Annotated in this window: 16 protein-coding genes and 2 other annotated features; all 16 genes read right to left on the bottom strand. The window is 49.1% G+C overall.

The window, feature by feature from the left end; genetic code table 11:
• Positions 1-161: 161 nt before the first annotated feature.
• A complete protein-coding gene (locus tag G548_RS0105660) occupies positions 162-902 on the bottom strand; it encodes an MBL fold metallo-hydrolase (protein ID WP_022793179.1) in 741 nt (246 codons plus the stop codon).
• Between the two features lie 67 nt (positions 903-969).
• Complete coding sequence (gene rpmA, locus G548_RS0105655; protein WP_022793178.1) at positions 970-1254, bottom strand: 50S ribosomal protein L27; 285 nt, start codon at positions 1252-1254, stop codon at positions 970-972.
• 6 nt (positions 1255-1260) lie between these two features.
• Complete coding sequence (locus G548_RS0105650) at positions 1261-1599, bottom strand: ribosomal-processing cysteine protease Prp (RefSeq protein WP_027847233.1); 339 nt, start codon at positions 1597-1599, stop codon at positions 1261-1263.
• 2 nt (positions 1600-1601) lie between these two features.
• Entirely contained in the window at positions 1602-1910 is a 309-nt protein-coding gene (gene rplU, locus G548_RS0105645; protein WP_022793176.1) for a 50S ribosomal protein L21, read from the bottom strand.
• Between the two features lie 11 nt (positions 1911-1921).
• Positions 1922-1994 (bottom strand) — a sequence feature (ribosomal protein L21 leader region).
• A 38-nt stretch (positions 1995-2032) separates the two neighbouring features.
• Positions 2033-3547: an Rne/Rng family ribonuclease gene (locus G548_RS0105640; RefSeq protein WP_022793175.1), complete on the bottom strand. Its 1515-nt coding sequence runs from the start codon at positions 3545-3547 to the stop codon at positions 2033-2035.
• Between the two features lie 67 nt (positions 3548-3614).
• The gene (locus G548_RS19145) at positions 3615-3788 is read right to left on the bottom strand and encodes a hypothetical protein (protein WP_022793174.1); all 174 of its coding nucleotides are present in this window, start codon (positions 3786-3788) and stop codon (positions 3615-3617) included.
• Positions 3789-3992: 204 nt separating this feature from the next.
• Complete coding sequence (gene minD / locus G548_RS0105630; protein WP_022793173.1) at positions 3993-4790, bottom strand: septum site-determining protein MinD; 798 nt, start codon at positions 4788-4790, stop codon at positions 3993-3995.
• A 79-nt stretch (positions 4791-4869) separates the two neighbouring features.
• Complete coding sequence (minC, locus tag G548_RS0105625) at positions 4870-5562, bottom strand: septum site-determining protein MinC (protein ID WP_022793172.1); 693 nt, start codon at positions 5560-5562, stop codon at positions 4870-4872.
• A 111-nt stretch (positions 5563-5673) separates the two neighbouring features.
• The gene (gene mreD / locus G548_RS17420; protein ID WP_022793171.1) at positions 5674-6198 is read right to left on the bottom strand and encodes a rod shape-determining protein MreD; all 525 of its coding nucleotides are present in this window, start codon (positions 6196-6198) and stop codon (positions 5674-5676) included.
• Positions 6195-7136, bottom strand: coding sequence for a rod shape-determining protein MreC (gene mreC / locus G548_RS0105615; protein WP_022793170.1), 942 nt, complete (start codon positions 7134-7136; stop codon positions 6195-6197). Before mreC ends, mreD begins: the two co-directional genes overlap by 4 nt.
• Positions 7137-7162: 26 nt before the next feature.
• Entirely contained in the window at positions 7163-8206 is a 1044-nt protein-coding gene (locus G548_RS0105610; RefSeq protein WP_022793169.1) for a rod shape-determining protein, read from the bottom strand.
• 326 nt (positions 8207-8532) lie between these two features.
• The gene (radC, locus tag G548_RS0105605; RefSeq protein ID WP_022793168.1) at positions 8533-9216 is read right to left on the bottom strand and encodes a RadC family protein; all 684 of its coding nucleotides are present in this window, start codon (positions 9214-9216) and stop codon (positions 8533-8535) included.
• 43 nt (positions 9217-9259) lie between these two features.
• Positions 9260-10015: a prepilin peptidase gene (locus G548_RS0105600; protein ID WP_022793167.1), complete on the bottom strand. Its 756-nt coding sequence runs from the start codon at positions 10013-10015 to the stop codon at positions 9260-9262.
• A 105-nt stretch (positions 10016-10120) separates the two neighbouring features.
• The gene (locus tag G548_RS0105590) at positions 10121-11413 is read right to left on the bottom strand and encodes a bifunctional folylpolyglutamate synthase/dihydrofolate synthase (RefSeq protein WP_022793166.1); all 1293 of its coding nucleotides are present in this window, start codon (positions 11411-11413) and stop codon (positions 10121-10123) included.
• A gap of 58 nt (positions 11414-11471) precedes the next feature.
• Positions 11472-14111, bottom strand: a complete 2640-nt coding sequence (locus G548_RS0105585; RefSeq protein ID WP_022793165.1) for a valine--tRNA ligase — start codon at positions 14109-14111, stop codon at positions 11472-11474.
• Positions 14112-14151: 40 nt separating this feature from the next.
• Positions 14152-14367: a binding site (T-box leader), on the bottom strand.
• Positions 14368-14416: 49 nt separating this feature from the next.
• Positions 14417-15730, bottom strand: a complete 1314-nt coding sequence (gene hemL / locus G548_RS0105580; protein WP_022793164.1) for a glutamate-1-semialdehyde 2,1-aminomutase — start codon at positions 15728-15730, stop codon at positions 14417-14419.
• Positions 15731-15737 lie beyond the last annotated feature (7 nt).

Below are 15737 nucleotides of genomic sequence, written 5' to 3'. Positions count from 1 at the left end.
ATGTAATCGAGGCAAAGCAACTCTTTTTGCTCCCAATGCTTAGTATAGGACTTAATTGTTAAGAGAAAGTAGTTTAAGTGTTAAGAATATGTAAAGGCCCATGCGATACCGCTCTCATGTAAACGAAAAAAATCATTTCCCGAAAGAAATGATTGATTGTCTCAGTCGATATTTATTTTAAGCCCTCCTGCTGCAAGCTCCACAGGACCGGAAAATATGTTTTCTGCTTCCCTCTGCAGCTGTGCATGCTCTCCGAAATGAGGCAGGTGAGTTAATATTAATTTTCCTGCTTCAGCTCCTTTGGCAAGCCTCGCTGCTTCTTCAGCATTCATATGTCCGGCAAAGGAGCCGTCCTGACCAGCATAAAAGCTGGATTCTGCCAAAAGCACATCCACATGTGCGGCGTCCTGCTCAAGCTCTGGTATATATGAGGTGTCCGCGGTAAAGAACATGCTGCCCGCGGCGGTCTCAATCCGGAATCCGAAGCAGGGCACAGCATGCTTTACCGGAACTGGTGTAATGGTAAAGGGACCGGCGGTAAACGGCTCCTCCGCCCGGTATTCTGTCGGCTGTACTGCTTCTTTATAAAACAGGCGCTGAAAGCCTTCTTCATCCTCCCGATGCGCATAGACGGCCATCTCGTGCTGCTTTTTTGGCCAAAGGACAGGTTCAAGCAGCCGGTAGTACTGAAGAGCTCCGAAATCACCCACATGATCCTGATGATAATGAGACAGCAGTACGGCGTCGATGCTGCTGAGCTCTGTGTAATGCTGCAGCTGAGAAATCACTCCGCTTCCACAGTCGAGCAGCAGCTCAAAGCCATCTTCTTCAAGCAGATAACCGGAAGCTGCTTCCCCTGCTTCCGGAAATGCGTGCCAAAAACCAATAATTGTTACCTTCATTTTTTTTGCCCCCTTCAATAAAAAAATCCGTTTAAACAGAAAATATCTGTTTAAACGGATGCGGGTCTTACGCTTCTTTTGCATAAACGCTCACGCGTTTACGTTTTTTCCCGACACGCTCAAATTTCACAACGCCGTCGATTTTGGAGAAAAGAGTGTCATCTCCACCTTTACCGACATTGTTGCCAGGGAAAATTTTCGAACCGCGCTGGCGGACGAGGATAGAACCACCGGTTACGTGCTGGCCATCGGCGCGTTTGGTACCCAAACGCTTGGAAATGGAGTCACGACCGTTTTTTGTACTACCTACCCCTTTTTTCTGAGCAAAGAACTGCAGGTCTAATTTCAACATCAACATTCACCTCCTATGCTCTTCAATTGATATAAATTCACCGTACTGATCAGCTATGGTCTCCAAAGAGATAATCATGCCCTCTGCCAGCAGCTGCATCTGGCGTTTATCCTCTTCGGTGCTTTCTTCCGGAAGCACGCAATGAAAATAACCGCCTTCTGGGCCTAAATCCACTGCGGGATCTGTATGACAGAGTGATGCCATCGCATTTACAGCCCCAAAAGATACTGCCGAGGCGCCGGCACATACCAAATCATAGCCGTAGGGACCTGATTCAGCGTGCCCGGTCATAGTAACAGAACGAATATGCTCTGCCTCGTCGCGGCTAACAGTGACCCGTATCATAACTACGCGTCAATGCTGTTGATTGTAACTTTTGTGTAAGGCTGACGGTGGCCCTGCTTACGGCGGTAGTTTTTACGTTTCTTAAATTTGAAAACGATGATTTTTTTGTTACGGCCCTGTCTTTCAACTTTGCCTGTAACTTTGGCTCCCTCAACAAAAGGAGAACCAACCTTCACATCGTCGCCTCCGACAAATACTACATTGCCAAACGTTACTTCATCACCAGCTTCTACGTCTAATTTTTCAACGAAGATAGTCTGGCCTTCTTCTACTTTTAACTGTTTTCCACCAGTTTCAATAATTGCGTACATCTCTGCACCTCCTAATCACTTAGACTCGCCAATACAGGTGCCTTTCCAGGGCTTAAACCTGTTCTTGTGCGGTTGTAGTTTGGGTGCTTCCAAACAACTAACGTTACAAATAATAGCATATATTAAAAACGAAAGTCAATTCCCCGCTGCTTCATTTGAGCCTTTAAAGCCTGATTTCTTTGTTCCGCCACTTCAAGGCTTCCCGCGTAGCGGACCACGATCTCCTGCTCCTTTGCTTCAGAGACGATAAATAAGCGTCCCGGGACTATTTGCTGGAGATCATCATACAACGCCCTGCCTTCCCGGGCGAGCAGCCGGTCCGGCACCTCCAGCACAATCGCGTCTACATCTTCCTCCACCCAGGCACCGAGCATTCGTTTTGCCCTTTCCATGATTTCTTTTTCCGACAGCCGCCATCCTTTGCCGTACTCGGTACCAAAAGGTTCAAGCATATGTTCCTCGAGGCTCTGGCGGGAGCGCTGGCGGGTCAACTCTACGACGCCGAGACGGGAAAAGCCGGCAACCCGGATTTTCTGCGGATCTTCAGCGGCTTTTTCTTCCAGTACCTGAATTAAATGCTGCCGGTCTTTTTCTTCATTCATCCGTATAAAGTCAATCATTACCATACCGGAGAGGTTTCTCACACGCAATTGATGCATTGCCTCTGCGGCAGCTTCGAGATTTGTTTTTACGATCGTGTGCTGCAGGTCATGCTTTCCGGTAAACCTTCCCGTATTCACATCAATGGTGATACACATCTCTGTTTTTTCAATCTGTAAAAACCCACCGCTTTTCAGCCATGCTACAGGCTTTAAGGCCCGCTCGAGGTCGATCTCTACGTTCTCTTCTGTGAAAATATTTTCCGGGCGCTCAAAAAGAACAAATTCCGGACGCTTTTCCGGCTCCTGCCCGTTGAATTGCGCTTGTGCTGTCTCCATTGCCTCTCTTGTATCCACAGCGACTCTTTTCACGCGTTCCATGGGTGCATATGACAGACATTTTGTTAAAAAGTGCTCCTCCTGCGATACCTTTCCCGGTGAAGCCAGCTCTTCTCCCCGAAGAACCATATCCTGCCACAGGCTCTGGAGCTGGGACGCTTCCTTTTTTACCACATCCAGTGACTGTGCCGTTCCCTCTGTACGCACAATCAGCCCGTCCCCGTTCAGCGGCAGCGCTTCTTCCTGCTCGAGCCATTCTTCCTTTACGGCGTCTTCCACCTTTTGCGAAATAAACAATCCCGGCTCGTCCGGCAGATACACACAGTACTTTCCCGGCAGTGACAAATTTTCTTTAAGTTTGGCACCCTTGCTGGCCGTTTCTTCCTTCACGACCTGCACAAATAAATATTCGCCCTTTTTAATAAAATCTTTAATGCCCCGCTGTTTTTTTTCAGCAAGCGGCTCTTTCAGCAGACGGTACGCCATAATATTGTCCCGGTGCAGATACCCTTTCTTTCCTTTCCCGATATCAATAAACGCAGCGTCCATTCCCGGCAGCACATCCACCACTCTTCCCTTATAGATATCTCCGGCCGCTGTGTCGTCCATTGCCGACTCGAAAAAGAACTCTGCGACTCTTCCATTATGTTTCAGGGCTGCTCTTGCTTCCCCGGCTTTCATATTTGCAATTAATTCCATCGAACGTTCCTCCAGTGGCACATTTCTTTACAAAAGGAAAAGACTGCCACATGATGATGGCAGTCATTCAGTTAGACTTATTTTCTTCTCTGACCTTCGCCTTTTCATGAAGCAGGGCGATCTGTGTGGTAAGCCGCTTCAATTCCTGTTCAGAAGCTGCTTCCTGCATTTGTTTATTTAAAAGAGCCAGTTTTTGGCGTTCTTCATCGGAAAGATAAGGGTGCTTTTCTATAACGGTCATCAGTGATTCCTCCTTCGCGCATTCGGATAGATACTCGAAGCCTTTCATTCTGTAAAAACCTTTGTAAGAAAGACAGGCGATTCGGGAATCAGATCCAAAACAGCATGCCCTTTCACTGTTATTATACCACGTGGATCTTAAAGAAAACAAAATTGACTACACTGCACAAAAAGGACAGGAAGCTTACTTCCCGTCCTTTGCCTGCTATGATTTTATTCCAAATAAACTTTTCACCTTGGAGAAAAAGCTTTTCTTTTCTTCTACTGCCATCAGCGGCACCGATTCCCCGAGCAGGCGGCGCGCAATATTACGGTATCCGAGCGAAGCCCTGCTGTTTGGGTCCATCGCAATCGGCTCCCCTTTATGCGCTGCTTTTAACACATGCTCTTCGTCTACAATCATCCCGAGCAGATCCACTGCAAGGGTAGCTACGACATCTTCCACATCCAATACGTTGCCTTCCCGGGAAAGATCACTCCGCACCCGGTTCACTACGAGCTTAGGCGGTTCAATGTCTTCGTTTTCAAGCAAACCAATAATCCGGTCGGCGTCTCTCACAGCGGCCGTATCCGGAGTGGTGACAACGATCGCTTTATCCGCGCCGGACACAGCGTTTTTGAATCCCTGTTCAATACCGGCCGGGCAATCGATAAGAATAAAATCGTATTCCGGGCGGAGCGTCTCCACGATTTCCTGCATTTGTTCCGGATTCACCGCAGATTTGTCCTTCGTCTGTGCTGCCGGCAGCAGATGCAGGCAGTCGAACCTCTTGTCCCGGATTAATGCCTGCTGCACCTTGCAGCGACCTTCCGCAGCGTCTACCAGATCGTAAATAATCCGGTTTTCCAGACCCATAACGACATCCAAATTCCGAAGTCCGATATCTGTATCAATCAAACATACTTTTTGTCCCTGCAGTGCAAGTGCTGTACCGATGTTAGCGGAAGTCGTGGTTTTCCCGACCCCGCCTTTTCCGGATGTAATTACTATTGCCTCTCCCACCAACGGTTCCTCCTTTCAGACCTTACATGCTTCTCATTCCGGTTAACGGTGTCCGGAAGGTGTTTTCGGCCTGACATGCTTATGTATATGAGACCGAGCGTAAATAATGCCCGAGCATTTTTGTTTCTTCAAATGCAATTGCCTTGTATTCTTCTCCGGTAACATACGCATACCCCGGCCCTTCAATCGCAGGCTTCTGCTCCTGCTTTTCATGCTTTTCGGGCGCGTAGAAATACGTATCCGAGATAGAAATTTGTTTAGGAATCATCACAGAGGCACACACCACGGCATGATCTGCTCCTTCTGTTCCGGCCCTCGCTATTCCTTTTAATGCTCCGATAACATAGATATTCCCCGTTGCTTCAACCACTCCGCCGGGATTAACATCGCCGATAATAAGGATATCGCCTGTTTTGCGGAGCACCTGCCCGGAGCGGACAATCTGTGTGACAGACGTTACTGTTGCTTTTTCAATTACCTCTTGTGCTTCGTCTTTTGTCATCACGTTCGAGTGAACTTCATGCACCCGTACTGAACCCGTTTTGTTCAGAACTTCCGTAATTTCTTCTTCATGACTTTTACTCAAATAACGGTTCCCGGCGTCCACACGGACTTCCACTTGCGGCCCGTTTTCAAACAAACGCTGCTCCCGTTCAATCTTCTTCTTCAATTCCTCAAGAAGTTCATGAAAAGAGCACTGATCATTTAATACAATGGTTAACCCTTCTTTAGTACCTTTAATCGTTACATAATTTCCATTGTTATTCGTCATATTTTCACCCCTGAACCCTTAAGCGCTCTCCATTCTTAGTAAATGTCGTTCTTTCCATTATACGGTTTCATTTCACAGGAATAAACAGCAAACCACTTCTTTTTTTAAAAATTATCGCTGCCTTATTTTTTCCTGGTCTTCAATCCATTCAAAAATACGGCGGAAGGGAACGAGCAGCAGTAAAGCAGCGGCCCCATTAATAAGCCACGAAGCAATCATCCGCTTTACTAAAAATTCTCCAAAAGAAAGTTCGGCAATGCCTAACAAAAAATAAATAAAATAGATTAGCAGTTCAAACACGAAAAGCGCGCAGAATATGATAAGCCATTGCCATCCATAACTGTTGCGGACCACCGGCAGAGAGTAGGAGCTCATATACGCAATAAAGCCAAAGCAGAACGTATAAACACCAAGAATCTGCGTATAGGTGAAGTCATAGAGAAAACCAACGAAAATGCCCGCCCATACTCCTGCGACAGGACCGCGGTAGATGCTGGTCAAAATCACTCCAATAAGAGCAAATCTCGGCATCCACACCCATCCACTTTCATTTTCCTGGGGAAAGAGAATTTCAAACCATGTTCCTTCGATAAGAAATAAACAAAAGATCGATACGGGGATAAGAAATCTTGTCATGATCCCCCGCCGCCTTCTTCACCGACCGGATCTACGGTGTCTTCCTCTTCATCCTCCTGCTCCTGGTCTTCTTCAAGCGAAGGAAATTCTTCACCCAGATCTTCAATGTTGCGGTCCAGGACGTTCACGTATGTTAAATCGCTGAAATCTGCTGCTGGTTCAATAAGAGCGTTATACGTTAAACCGTACTCATCCGGCTCTACGCTCTCTACCTCCCCGATTGGAATACCGCTTGGAAAAGCTCCGCCCATTCCCGAGGTGACCACCTGCTGGCCTTCTTCAATTTCTGCATCACTGCGGATTTTCCGGAGCATAAGGCCGTCCCGGTCTTCGTCCCATCCTTCAATGAAAGCATTAACCGTCTCGTCCCCGGCAGTCACACTGGCGCTGATACGGTTCGTCCGTTCCCCGTCGGATAACAATTGAACAGTGGAGGAAAATTCGGAAGCCTCTGCCACACGGCCGATAAGGCCTTCATTCGTAACTACGGCCATATCCTGTTCAATACCGTTCTGGGTACCCTGATTAATACCGATCGTCTGTGTCCAGCGATCAGGGTTCCGGTAGACGACAAGCGCCTGGCGGCTTTCATAGTCGCTCAGCATTTCCTGCGTATCGGCCGACTCCCGGAGCGTTTCATTTTCCTGACGGGTGTTTTCAAGCTCTGCCGAAGTGGCAGCGTATTTTTCCAGCTGCTGCTTGAGGGTTTTATTTTCCTCGTATGTATCCAATAAATTTTCCACGGCTTCGAAGCGATTAGCTGCAAAGTGAGCCGGGCGGCTGATGGTCGACTGAAAAACGCCTACAGAGTCTCTTACGAACTCTTCCGGCCACGGCACCGATTCCCGTTCTCTCATGGAAAACCCTACGAGTATAACAAGAAGAATAATGCTTACCATCAAGATGATTAATCGCTTGTTGTTAAAAAAGTGCGGCATGGTTCCCCACCTACTCTAAAGATAGATTAAGCATTCCGGCCTGAGCGGGATGTAATACCTGCTTTCGAGCGGAACAAATGAATATTTTCTAAAGCGCGTCCTGTACCAAGTGCCACACAGTCCAAAGGCTCCTCCGATACTAATACCGGCATGTTCGTTTCTTCGCTGAGAACCCGGTCAATGTGCCGCAGAAGAGCCCCTCCACCTGTTAACAGGATACCACGGTCCATAATATCCGCTGCTAATTCCGGAGGAGTCTGTTCCAGTGTACTTTTCACCGTATCAATAATAGTGGAGACCGTATCTTTTAGACATCCAGCAATCTCTTCAGAGGTAATTGTAACTGTTTTTGGAAGCCCGGTCACTACATCTCTTCCGCGGATTTCCATTGTATCATTATCTTCACTTTCTGCGGGAGGAGAAGCAGCCCCAACTTCAAGCTTAATGGCTTCCGATGTGCGCTCTCCCACCATGACATTGTACGTTTTCCGGATATACTGAATGATCGCTTCATCCATTTCATCTCCGGCGATGCGGATCGATTGACTCGTAACAATTCCACCAAGAGAAATGATAGCCACTTCGGTCGTTCCGCCCCCGATATCAACAACCATGCTTCCCGTAGGCTCCCACACAGGCAGATCGGCTCCAATCGCTGCTGCAAACGGTTCTTCGATCGTATAGGCCTCTCTTGCCCCAGCCTGTTTTGTTGCATCCTCCACGGCCCTCTTTTCAACTGCCGTAATACCTGACGGCACACATACCATCACGTTTGGCTTTCTCGAGAATATCGAACGTTTTTTGACCGACTGACCAATAAAATATTCCATCATGGTCGCCGTGGTATCAAAATCAGCAATGACGCCGTCTTTCATTGGACGTATTGCTGTAATGTTCCCCGGTGTACGCCCAATCATATTTTTCGCACTGCGGCCTACAGCTTCAATATTTCCCGTATCTGTCCGCATAGCCACCACCGAGGGCTCACGAAGAATAATTCCTTCTCCTCTGGCGTAAACGAGCGTATTTGCCGTACCTAAATCGATCCCCAGGTCTCTCGTTCCAAACATCTATGTATATCTCCTCTCGTCTTGCAAAATGCACGGTCATCCTTTTCAGCAGGTTTTGTTCATTAGATCATCTAATGATTTATTATGTTGGATAATGCCTTTTCAGGCATTCCCTGTATTTCCATATGTAGCGGGCACGCTCAGCGGCTCATGGATGAATGATGCTTTCTTCAGGTTTTTGTTTCTCTGACGCCCGCCCGTTATTATGCATTAAAGTACAACTATTCCTGCATGCACTATTTTTTATTATACTGAAAAATATTTGAAAAACATAGGGTCAATGCACCTGTTTTTTTAGGGTAGGCTTATTTTAACATCTTCCTCTTTTACATGAATCCCTGCTCTTTCATGCTCTCAAAGCACTGATCGCCAACAATTACATGGTCGAGCAGTTCGATGCCAAGAAGCCTGCCGCATTCTGCCACCCTTTTTGTCACCTGAATATCCTCGCTGCTCGGAGCAGGATCGCCGGATGGATGATTATGAAGGCAGATAATTGACGCTGCAGATCGCCGCAGCGCTTCCTTGAACAGTTCCCTTGGATGGACAATGCTTGAATTCAGACTGCCGATAAATAACGTCTGCTTATGAATGATTTGATTTTTAGTATTCAGACACAGTACGACAAAATGCTCCTGCTGTAAAAACCTCAAGTCTTCCATCATGTACTCCGCTGCATCTTCAGGGGAACGCACAACGTATCTGTCCGGATACGAATAGCGGAAGATGCGCTTTCCCAATTCGAGTGCTGCCTGCAGCTCCAGGGCTTTTGCTTTTCCAATACCCGGAATTTCCATCAGTTCTTCTCTGGTGGCTTCTTTCAGCAATGGCAGAGCATCGAAACGCTCCATCACCTGTGCAGCCACGTTCAGCACCGGTGCCTGCTTTGTACCTGTGCGAAGAAGCACTGCCAGCAGCTCCTGTTCTGTCAGTGCCTCCGCTCCTTTTTGTTCCATTTTCTCGCGGGGGCGGAACAGCTCTGTCCCGGCGGGGATTACAGTCGTTTTCATCAATGATCGTCTCCTTTATGTGTGGGGGAATTGAAGCGGGGAATTACAAAAATGACAGGTACCATTTCAGGCAGGCTTCTCCGGCAAATAAAGTAAATAAGCTGCCGGCCGCGATGGCAGGTGCAAATGGGAACGGTACTCCTTTTTTGAAAATACCAAATGGATATAGAGCAAAAACAACGATAGAAGCGGTGAACACAGCAGCTATAAAGTTTACGGCAAAAAGGTGCGGTCCAAAGAAAAATCCGAGAACAGTAAATATTTTCAGGTCGCCGCCGCCCATCCCTCCCCTCGTGGCCAGAATAATGGCTGCCAAAAGAAAAAAACCGGCGAGTGCACCTATAAAGCTTTCGTCCCAGGCAGGCTCCTCCAGCCAGAAAAATTTTAAAAGTATGGCTCCAAGAAAAAACAAAAGTGACACCCGGCCCGGGATAAGCATGGCTGTAATATCGCTGATGGTAATAATGAATAGGTAGGAAATAAGAAGTAAAGCTGCAGCGAATTCTGCAGTTAGTCCGAAGCGGACATAAGCGAGGAAAAACAAGACACCACCGGCGCCTTCCATAAGAGGATAAATCGCGGAAATACGGTTTTTGCAGAAGCGGCATTTACCGCCCAGATACAGATACGAACAGCAGGGGACTAAATCTCTTTTTTTAATCGTATGGGTACATACCGGGCAGCTTGACGGGGGCATCCATACGGACCCGCCAACAGCCAGTCGCATCCCTGCGGCATTACAGAAGGAGCTTACTATCATCCCTGCTGCTGTAAAATATACAGCGAGCAATATGTTCATCACAACACCTCTTCCATTTTTTTCTTATTATAGCATGGTTTTCCGATAATTAGCTTAAAAATATAACAAAAAAGCAGAAGCATACGGCTTCTGCTTATCGCTTTCTTATTGACTCCACTCCTGCGTCAACTGGGAGATGAAATACAGGGAGCCGGCAAACACGATCACGTCTTCCTGATCCCGGGCTGTATCTGCTTTTTCCCATGCCTCCTGCCAGCTTGCTGCTTTTTGAACGTCGGCTGTATTCGCTTCAGCAATATCCTCCGGTGCGGCTGCCTGCGGAAAATCAAACGGCACCGCCATGATGGATTCTATCTCCAGGCCGTCCAGCTGATCGAGCACCGGCGCTTGTAATTTGTCCGTTTTCATTCCGACAATAAAATGAAACCGGCTGTTTGGATAATGCTTGGCCAACGCTTCTTTGAGGCTTTTCATCCCCTCTTCATTATGCGCACCGTCGAAAAGAACATATTCTTTGCCAGGCGCTTTTTCAAGCCTCCCCGGCCAGGCTGCTTTTTTCAGACCAGCACGGATGTGCTCGTCCTCTGCGGGCAGTGCGTAATACATTTTCAGGTAACGCGTTGTGATTACTGCTGCTGCCGCATTCTCCACCTGATGCTCCCCGAGCATGGAGACCTCGAGATCCTCCATATCCCCCAACAGGGAATAAAAGGAAAAACGAGTTCCTGACTCTGACGGCTCAAGACGGCGGACATGAAACTGACGACCAAGCTGATAAAATTTCGAGCGCTGATAATCGGCAGCCTCCTCAAAAATGCCGGCAAGCTCCTCATTCTGTTCGCATGTCACCACAGGAACCCCGCCTTTAATAATGCCGGCTTTTTCCCGGGCTACTTCTTCGAGCGTGTCCCCGAGGATCCCCTGATGGTCGTGACCAATGTTTGTGATAATGCTCACCATGGGGTGAATGGCGTTTGTAGCGTCCAGACGGCCGCCAAGGCCAACCTCCCATATTACTACGTCCGGAAACGTTTTTCTGGCAAAATACATTGCCGCGATAACAGTAATCACTTCAAACTCCGTCGGTGATCCAAACGGCGTGCGGGCGATGCTTTCCACTACCGGACGAAGAACGGCAGCCAGCTCCAGAAAATCCTCTTCGCTGATCGGCTCTCCGTCTGTGGCAATCCGCTCACGGAAATGGTGAATATACGGTGATGTGAATGATCCGCAGACAATACCTGCTTCTGTCATAATATTTCTCGTAAATGCCGCGGTGGATCCTTTGCCGTTCGTTCCGCCAATATGAATGCCTTTCAGCCGGCGTTCCGGGTTGCCGACAGCTTCAAGCATCATGTTCATCCGGTCAAGTCCCGGGCGGATACCGAACGTTTCGAGTGAGTGCACCCATGCTTCTGCTTCCTTGTATGTGTGCAAAGTAGACCTCCCTTTAAACAGCCATGCAGCAGGCCCCCTGCCCGGGGGCGTCTTGTGCCTAGCTTTTTTGCAGTTCTTCCATTCTCGCTGTTACTTTTTCTCTTTTTTGTTCGTAATCCTTCTGTTTTTCCTTTTCTTCCTCGACGACGTGTGCGGGAGCTTTGCTGACAAACCCTTCGTTGTTCAGCTTTTTCGTGACCCGTTCCACTTCTTTATCGAGCTTGTCTTTTTCCCGCTGCAGCCGCTCTATTTCTTCGTCTATATTAATCAGGCCTTCAAGCGGCAGAAAGATCTCCGCCCCGCTCAATACGTGGGATATGGATTTTTCCGGAGCCTCCATCGCTGCATCAATCGTCAGCGTTTCCGGATTTCCAAACCGTACAATATAGTCACGCCCCCGTTCGAGTCGTTCCGAAGCCTGGCTGTGGGACGGCTTCAGACTCATCGGCACCGCTTTGCTCGGTGGAACGTTCATTTCCGCCCGCGTATTCCGGACCGAACGAATAACCTCCTGGATTAATTCCATATCGCGTACCGCTTCCTCGTCAAACAGCTGCGAATCCGCTATCGGCCAGGAAGCACTCATGATTGACGTTCCTTCGTGAGGGAGATGCTGCCAGATTTCCTCCGTGATAAACGGCATCATCGGGTGAAGCATGCGCATCGTCTGATCAAACACATGAACAAGCACAGACTGGGCCATGCGTTTTGGCTGTTCATCTTCACCGTACAGCGGCAGTTTGGCCATTTCAATATACCAGTCACAAAGATCATCCCAAATAAAGTTATAAAGCGTCCTTCCGGCTTCCCCAAACTCGTATTTTTCCATCAGCTGGGTGGCATTCTGCTTTGTTTCCTGCAGCCGGTGTAAAATCCAGCGGTCCGCAATCGTTTTTGCGCCTTCAAGCTCGATGTCTTCTGCCGTTACCCCTTCCACATTCATCAGCGTAAACCGGGCGGCATTCCAAATTTTATTGCCGAAATTCCAGTTGGCCTCTACTTTTTCCCACTGGAAACGGATATCGTTGCCCGGGGTTGTACCTGTAGCGAGCAGAAAACGCAGAGCATCCGCACCGTACTGATCGATGACATCCATCGGGTCCACCCCGTTGCCGAGGGATTTACTCATTTTCCGTCCTTCACTGTCACGTACCAGGCCGTGAATAAGCACGTCCTCAAACGGGCGTTCGCCGGTGAATTCCAGTCCCTGAAAAATCATCCGCGACACCCAGAAGAAAATAATATCGTAGCCGGTGACAAGCGCACTGGTCGGGTAGTAGCGCGCATAGTCCGCGCTTTCTTCCGGCCAGCCCATGGTCGAAAACGGCCATAAAGCCGAGCTGAACCATGTATCAAGCACGTCCTCGTCCTGTTTCCATTCCTCCGGATTTTCCGGTGCCGTGCGTCCGACATAAATTTCGCCTGTTTCTTTATGGTACCAGGCTGGGATACGGTGCCCCCACCACAGCTGCCGGGAAATACACCAGTCCCGGATATTTTCCATCCACTGCAGATACGTCTTTTCAAAACGTTCCGGCACAAAGGTAACCTTTTCTTCCTTCTGCTGAAGCTCTACCGCCTGCTTTGCAAGCGGCCCCATGTGTACAAACCACTGCGTGGAAAGATAAGGCTCAACTACCGCGCCACTCCGCTCGGAATGGCCGACAGAGTGCATATGTTCTTCAATATCAAACAGAATGCCCTCTGCCTGCAGATCCTTTGTCAGCTGCCGGCGGCAGGCAAAGCGGTCCATGCCTTCGTAAATTCCGGCATTTTCATTCATGCTGCCGTCTTCATTCATCACAAGCACGCGCGGCAGGTCATGACGGTTGCCCATTTCAAAATCATTTGGATCATGCGCAGGCGTAATTTTTACTGCCCCGGAACCAAAATCCATGTCCACATAGTCGTCTGCGATGATTGGAATTTCTCTTCCGATGACCGGGAGCACGGCTGTTTTCCCGATAAGATGCTTATAGCGCCCGTCCTCCGGATGTACTGCGACTGCCGTGTCACCGAGCATCGTTTCCGGCCGGGTCGTCGCTACTTCGATCGAAGTGTTTTCGCCTTTAACCGGGTAGCGCATATGGTAAAAGTGACCCTGCACTTCTTTATATTCCACTTCGATATCTGAAAGCGCCGTCTGTGTTTGCGGGTCCCAGTTGATAATGTACTCACCCCGGTAGATAAGCTCCCTTTTGTACAACGAAACAAAGACTTCCCGTACCGCTTCCGACAGACCTTCATCAAGCGTGAAACGCTCTTTCGAATAGTCGAGCGAAAGTCCGAGCTTGGCCCACTGGCTCCGGATGAAATCGGCATATTCCTCCTTCCAGCCCCACGTTTTTTCGAGGAACGCTTCCCGTCCGAGCTCGTAGCGGCTCGTGCCTTCTTCCTTCAGCTGCGCCTCAACCTTGGACTGGGTAGCAATCCCGGCATGATCCATGCCCGGCAGCCATAAAGTGTCATATCCCTGCATACGCTTCATCCGGATTAAAATATCCTGAAGCGTCGTATCCCAGGCGTGGCCAAGGTGAAGCCGTCCGGTCACGTTCGGCGGCGGAATAACAATTGTATACGGCGTCCCGTCTGTCTGGCCTGCTTCAAACTGTCCAGTTTCTTTCCAGAAGTCATACCAGCGGTTCTCCGTTTCTTTCGGATCGTACTTTTTCGCCATTTCCGTTTCTTGTTTTCCCATACAAATCCCCTTTCTTCTCATAAAAAAACTCTTCATCCCAAGTAAGGACGAAGAGTTTTCGCGGTACCACCTTAATACCTGCTCTAAAGCAGGCACTTTCCCATAACGGCGGCTACCGTCTTTTCTTACTGTATGCGTTCAGAAAAGAAGCTCGAGGGCGACTTTCCACACGGGTCGTTAAAGAATCTCTCAGCCCTGGATCCTTTTTTCTGTACAACGGACCTTCGTGCGTACTCCTCCCTGTTTCTGCATTTATTATTAATATTGAGTGAGTGTCTTTATTTTACGAAACGAAGACGCATGCGTCAACTATCTTCCCCGTGCTCTTTATTTGCAGCAAGGCTTGCAAAGACGCGGTCAGCCGCTTCAATGGTCTTATCGATATCTTCTTCGCTGTGCTCTGTCGATAAAAACAGTCCTTCAAACTGCGAAGGTGGAAGCGATATGCCCTCTGCCATCATTCCCCGGAAATAACGAGCGAACATTCCCAGATCTGATTTTTTCGCAGAAGCAAAATCCACTACAGGTTCATCGGTAAAGAACAGGCCGATCATCGCTCCGGCACGGTTGATTTGATGAGGAATCCCGTGCTTTGCGGCCGCCCGGTTCAGCCCATCTTCAAGCTGTGCTGCCCGGGCGCGGAACGTTTCATAGCTGCTTTCATCCACCTGTCTGAGTGTTTCAAGTCCGGCTGTCATCGCCAGCGGATTGCCGGAAAGGGTACCTGCCTGATAAATAGGTCCGTCCGGGGCAATCTGCTGCATGATATCGGCACGGCCGCCGTAGGCTCCCACCGGAAGCCCGCCGCCGATCACCTTTCCAAGACACGTGAGGTCCGGAGTCACTCCGTAGTGTCCCTGGGCGCTGTTATAATCCACCCGGAAGCCGCTCATAACTTCATCAAAAATCAGCAGACTGCCGTACTGATTCGTAATGTTACGAACGCCTTCCAAAAATCCTTCACCCGGGGTGACAACCCCCATGTTCCCGGTGACAGGCTCGAGGATAACACCGGCGATTTCATCTCCGTATTCATCAAACGCCTTCTGCAGGCTGTCGAGATCGTTGTACGGAACGGTAAGCGTGTTCTGCGCAATCGACCCAGGGACGCCCGGGCTGTCCGGCAGGCCAAGAGTAGCGACGCCGGAGCCGGCACGAATGAGAAGAGAGTCTCCGTGGCCGTGATAGCAGCCCTCCATTTTTACAATTTTGTCCCGGCCGGTAAACCCGCGGGCAAGACGCAGCGCACTCATCGTCGCTTCCGTGCCGGAATTCACCATCCGGACAACTTCAATGGAGGGCACCCGGTCCACAACAAGCTCTGCCAGACCGGCTTCTGTTACGTGCGAGGCACCAAAGCTCGTTCCTTTCTCGGCTACAATTTTTAAGCTGTCAACGACATGCTCGTTTGCATGCCCGAGCAGAAGCGGCCCCCAGGACATCACATAATCAATGTATTCATTGCCGTCGATGTCTTTAATGCGGGACCCCTTGCCTTCGTCCATATAAACAGCCGGATGGCCGACAGATTCATAGGTCCGCACGGGACTGCTGACTCCTCCCGGCATTACTTTTTTTGCGCGTTCATGTGCATGTATTGAATTATGATACGATTTCATGTCATAC

Origin of the sequence: Marinococcus halotolerans DSM 16375, from assembly GCF_000420725.1 — a bacterium.
Taxonomy (GTDB): domain Bacteria; phylum Bacillota; class Bacilli; order Bacillales; family Marinococcaceae; genus Marinococcus; species Marinococcus halotolerans.
The sequence above is the reverse complement of the archived record's forward strand: the minus strand, read 5'-3'. Positions and strand labels throughout refer to the sequence as shown.

Excerpts from the sequence above, each read along its gene's own strand:
- G548_RS0105660 (WP_022793179.1), bottom strand. The coding sequence starts at position 902 with ATGAAGGTAACAATTATTGGTTTTTGGCACGCATTTCCGGAAGCAGGG.
- rpmA (WP_022793178.1), bottom strand. The coding sequence starts at position 1,254 with ATGTTGAAATTAGACCTGCAGTTCTTTGCTCAGAAAAAAGGGGTAGGT.
- G548_RS0105650 (WP_027847233.1), bottom strand. The coding sequence starts at position 1,599 with ATGATACGGGTCACTGTTAGCCGCGACGAGGCAGAGCATATTCGTTCT.
- rplU (WP_022793176.1), bottom strand. The coding sequence starts at position 1,910 with ATGTACGCAATTATTGAAACTGGTGGAAAACAGTTAAAAGTAGAAGAA.
- G548_RS0105640 (WP_022793175.1), bottom strand. The coding sequence starts at position 3,547 with ATGGAATTAATTGCAAATATGAAAGCCGGGGAAGCAAGAGCAGCCCTG.
- G548_RS19145 (WP_022793174.1), bottom strand. The coding sequence starts at position 3,788 with ATGACCGTTATAGAAAAGCACCCTTATCTTTCCGATGAAGAACGCCAA.
- minC (WP_022793172.1), bottom strand. The coding sequence starts at position 5,562 with ATGACGAATAACAATGGAAATTATGTAACGATTAAAGGTACTAAAGAA.
- mreD (WP_022793171.1), bottom strand. The coding sequence starts at position 6,198 with ATGACAAGATTTCTTATCCCCGTATCGATCTTTTGTTTATTTCTTATC.
- mreC (WP_022793170.1), bottom strand. The coding sequence starts at position 7,136 with ATGCCGCACTTTTTTAACAACAAGCGATTAATCATCTTGATGGTAAGC.
- G548_RS0105610 (WP_022793169.1), bottom strand. The coding sequence starts at position 8,206 with ATGTTTGGAACGAGAGACCTGGGGATCGATTTAGGTACGGCAAATACG.
- radC (WP_022793168.1), bottom strand. The coding sequence starts at position 9,216 with ATGAAAACGACTGTAATCCCCGCCGGGACAGAGCTGTTCCGCCCCCGC.
- G548_RS0105600 (WP_022793167.1), bottom strand. The coding sequence starts at position 10,015 with ATGAACATATTGCTCGCTGTATATTTTACAGCAGCAGGGATGATAGTA.
- G548_RS0105585 (WP_022793165.1), bottom strand. The coding sequence starts at position 14,111 with ATGGGAAAACAAGAAACGGAAATGGCGAAAAAGTACGATCCGAAAGAA.
- hemL (WP_022793164.1), bottom strand. The coding sequence starts at position 15,730 with ATGAAATCGTATCATAATTCAATACATGCACATGAACGCGCAAAAAAA.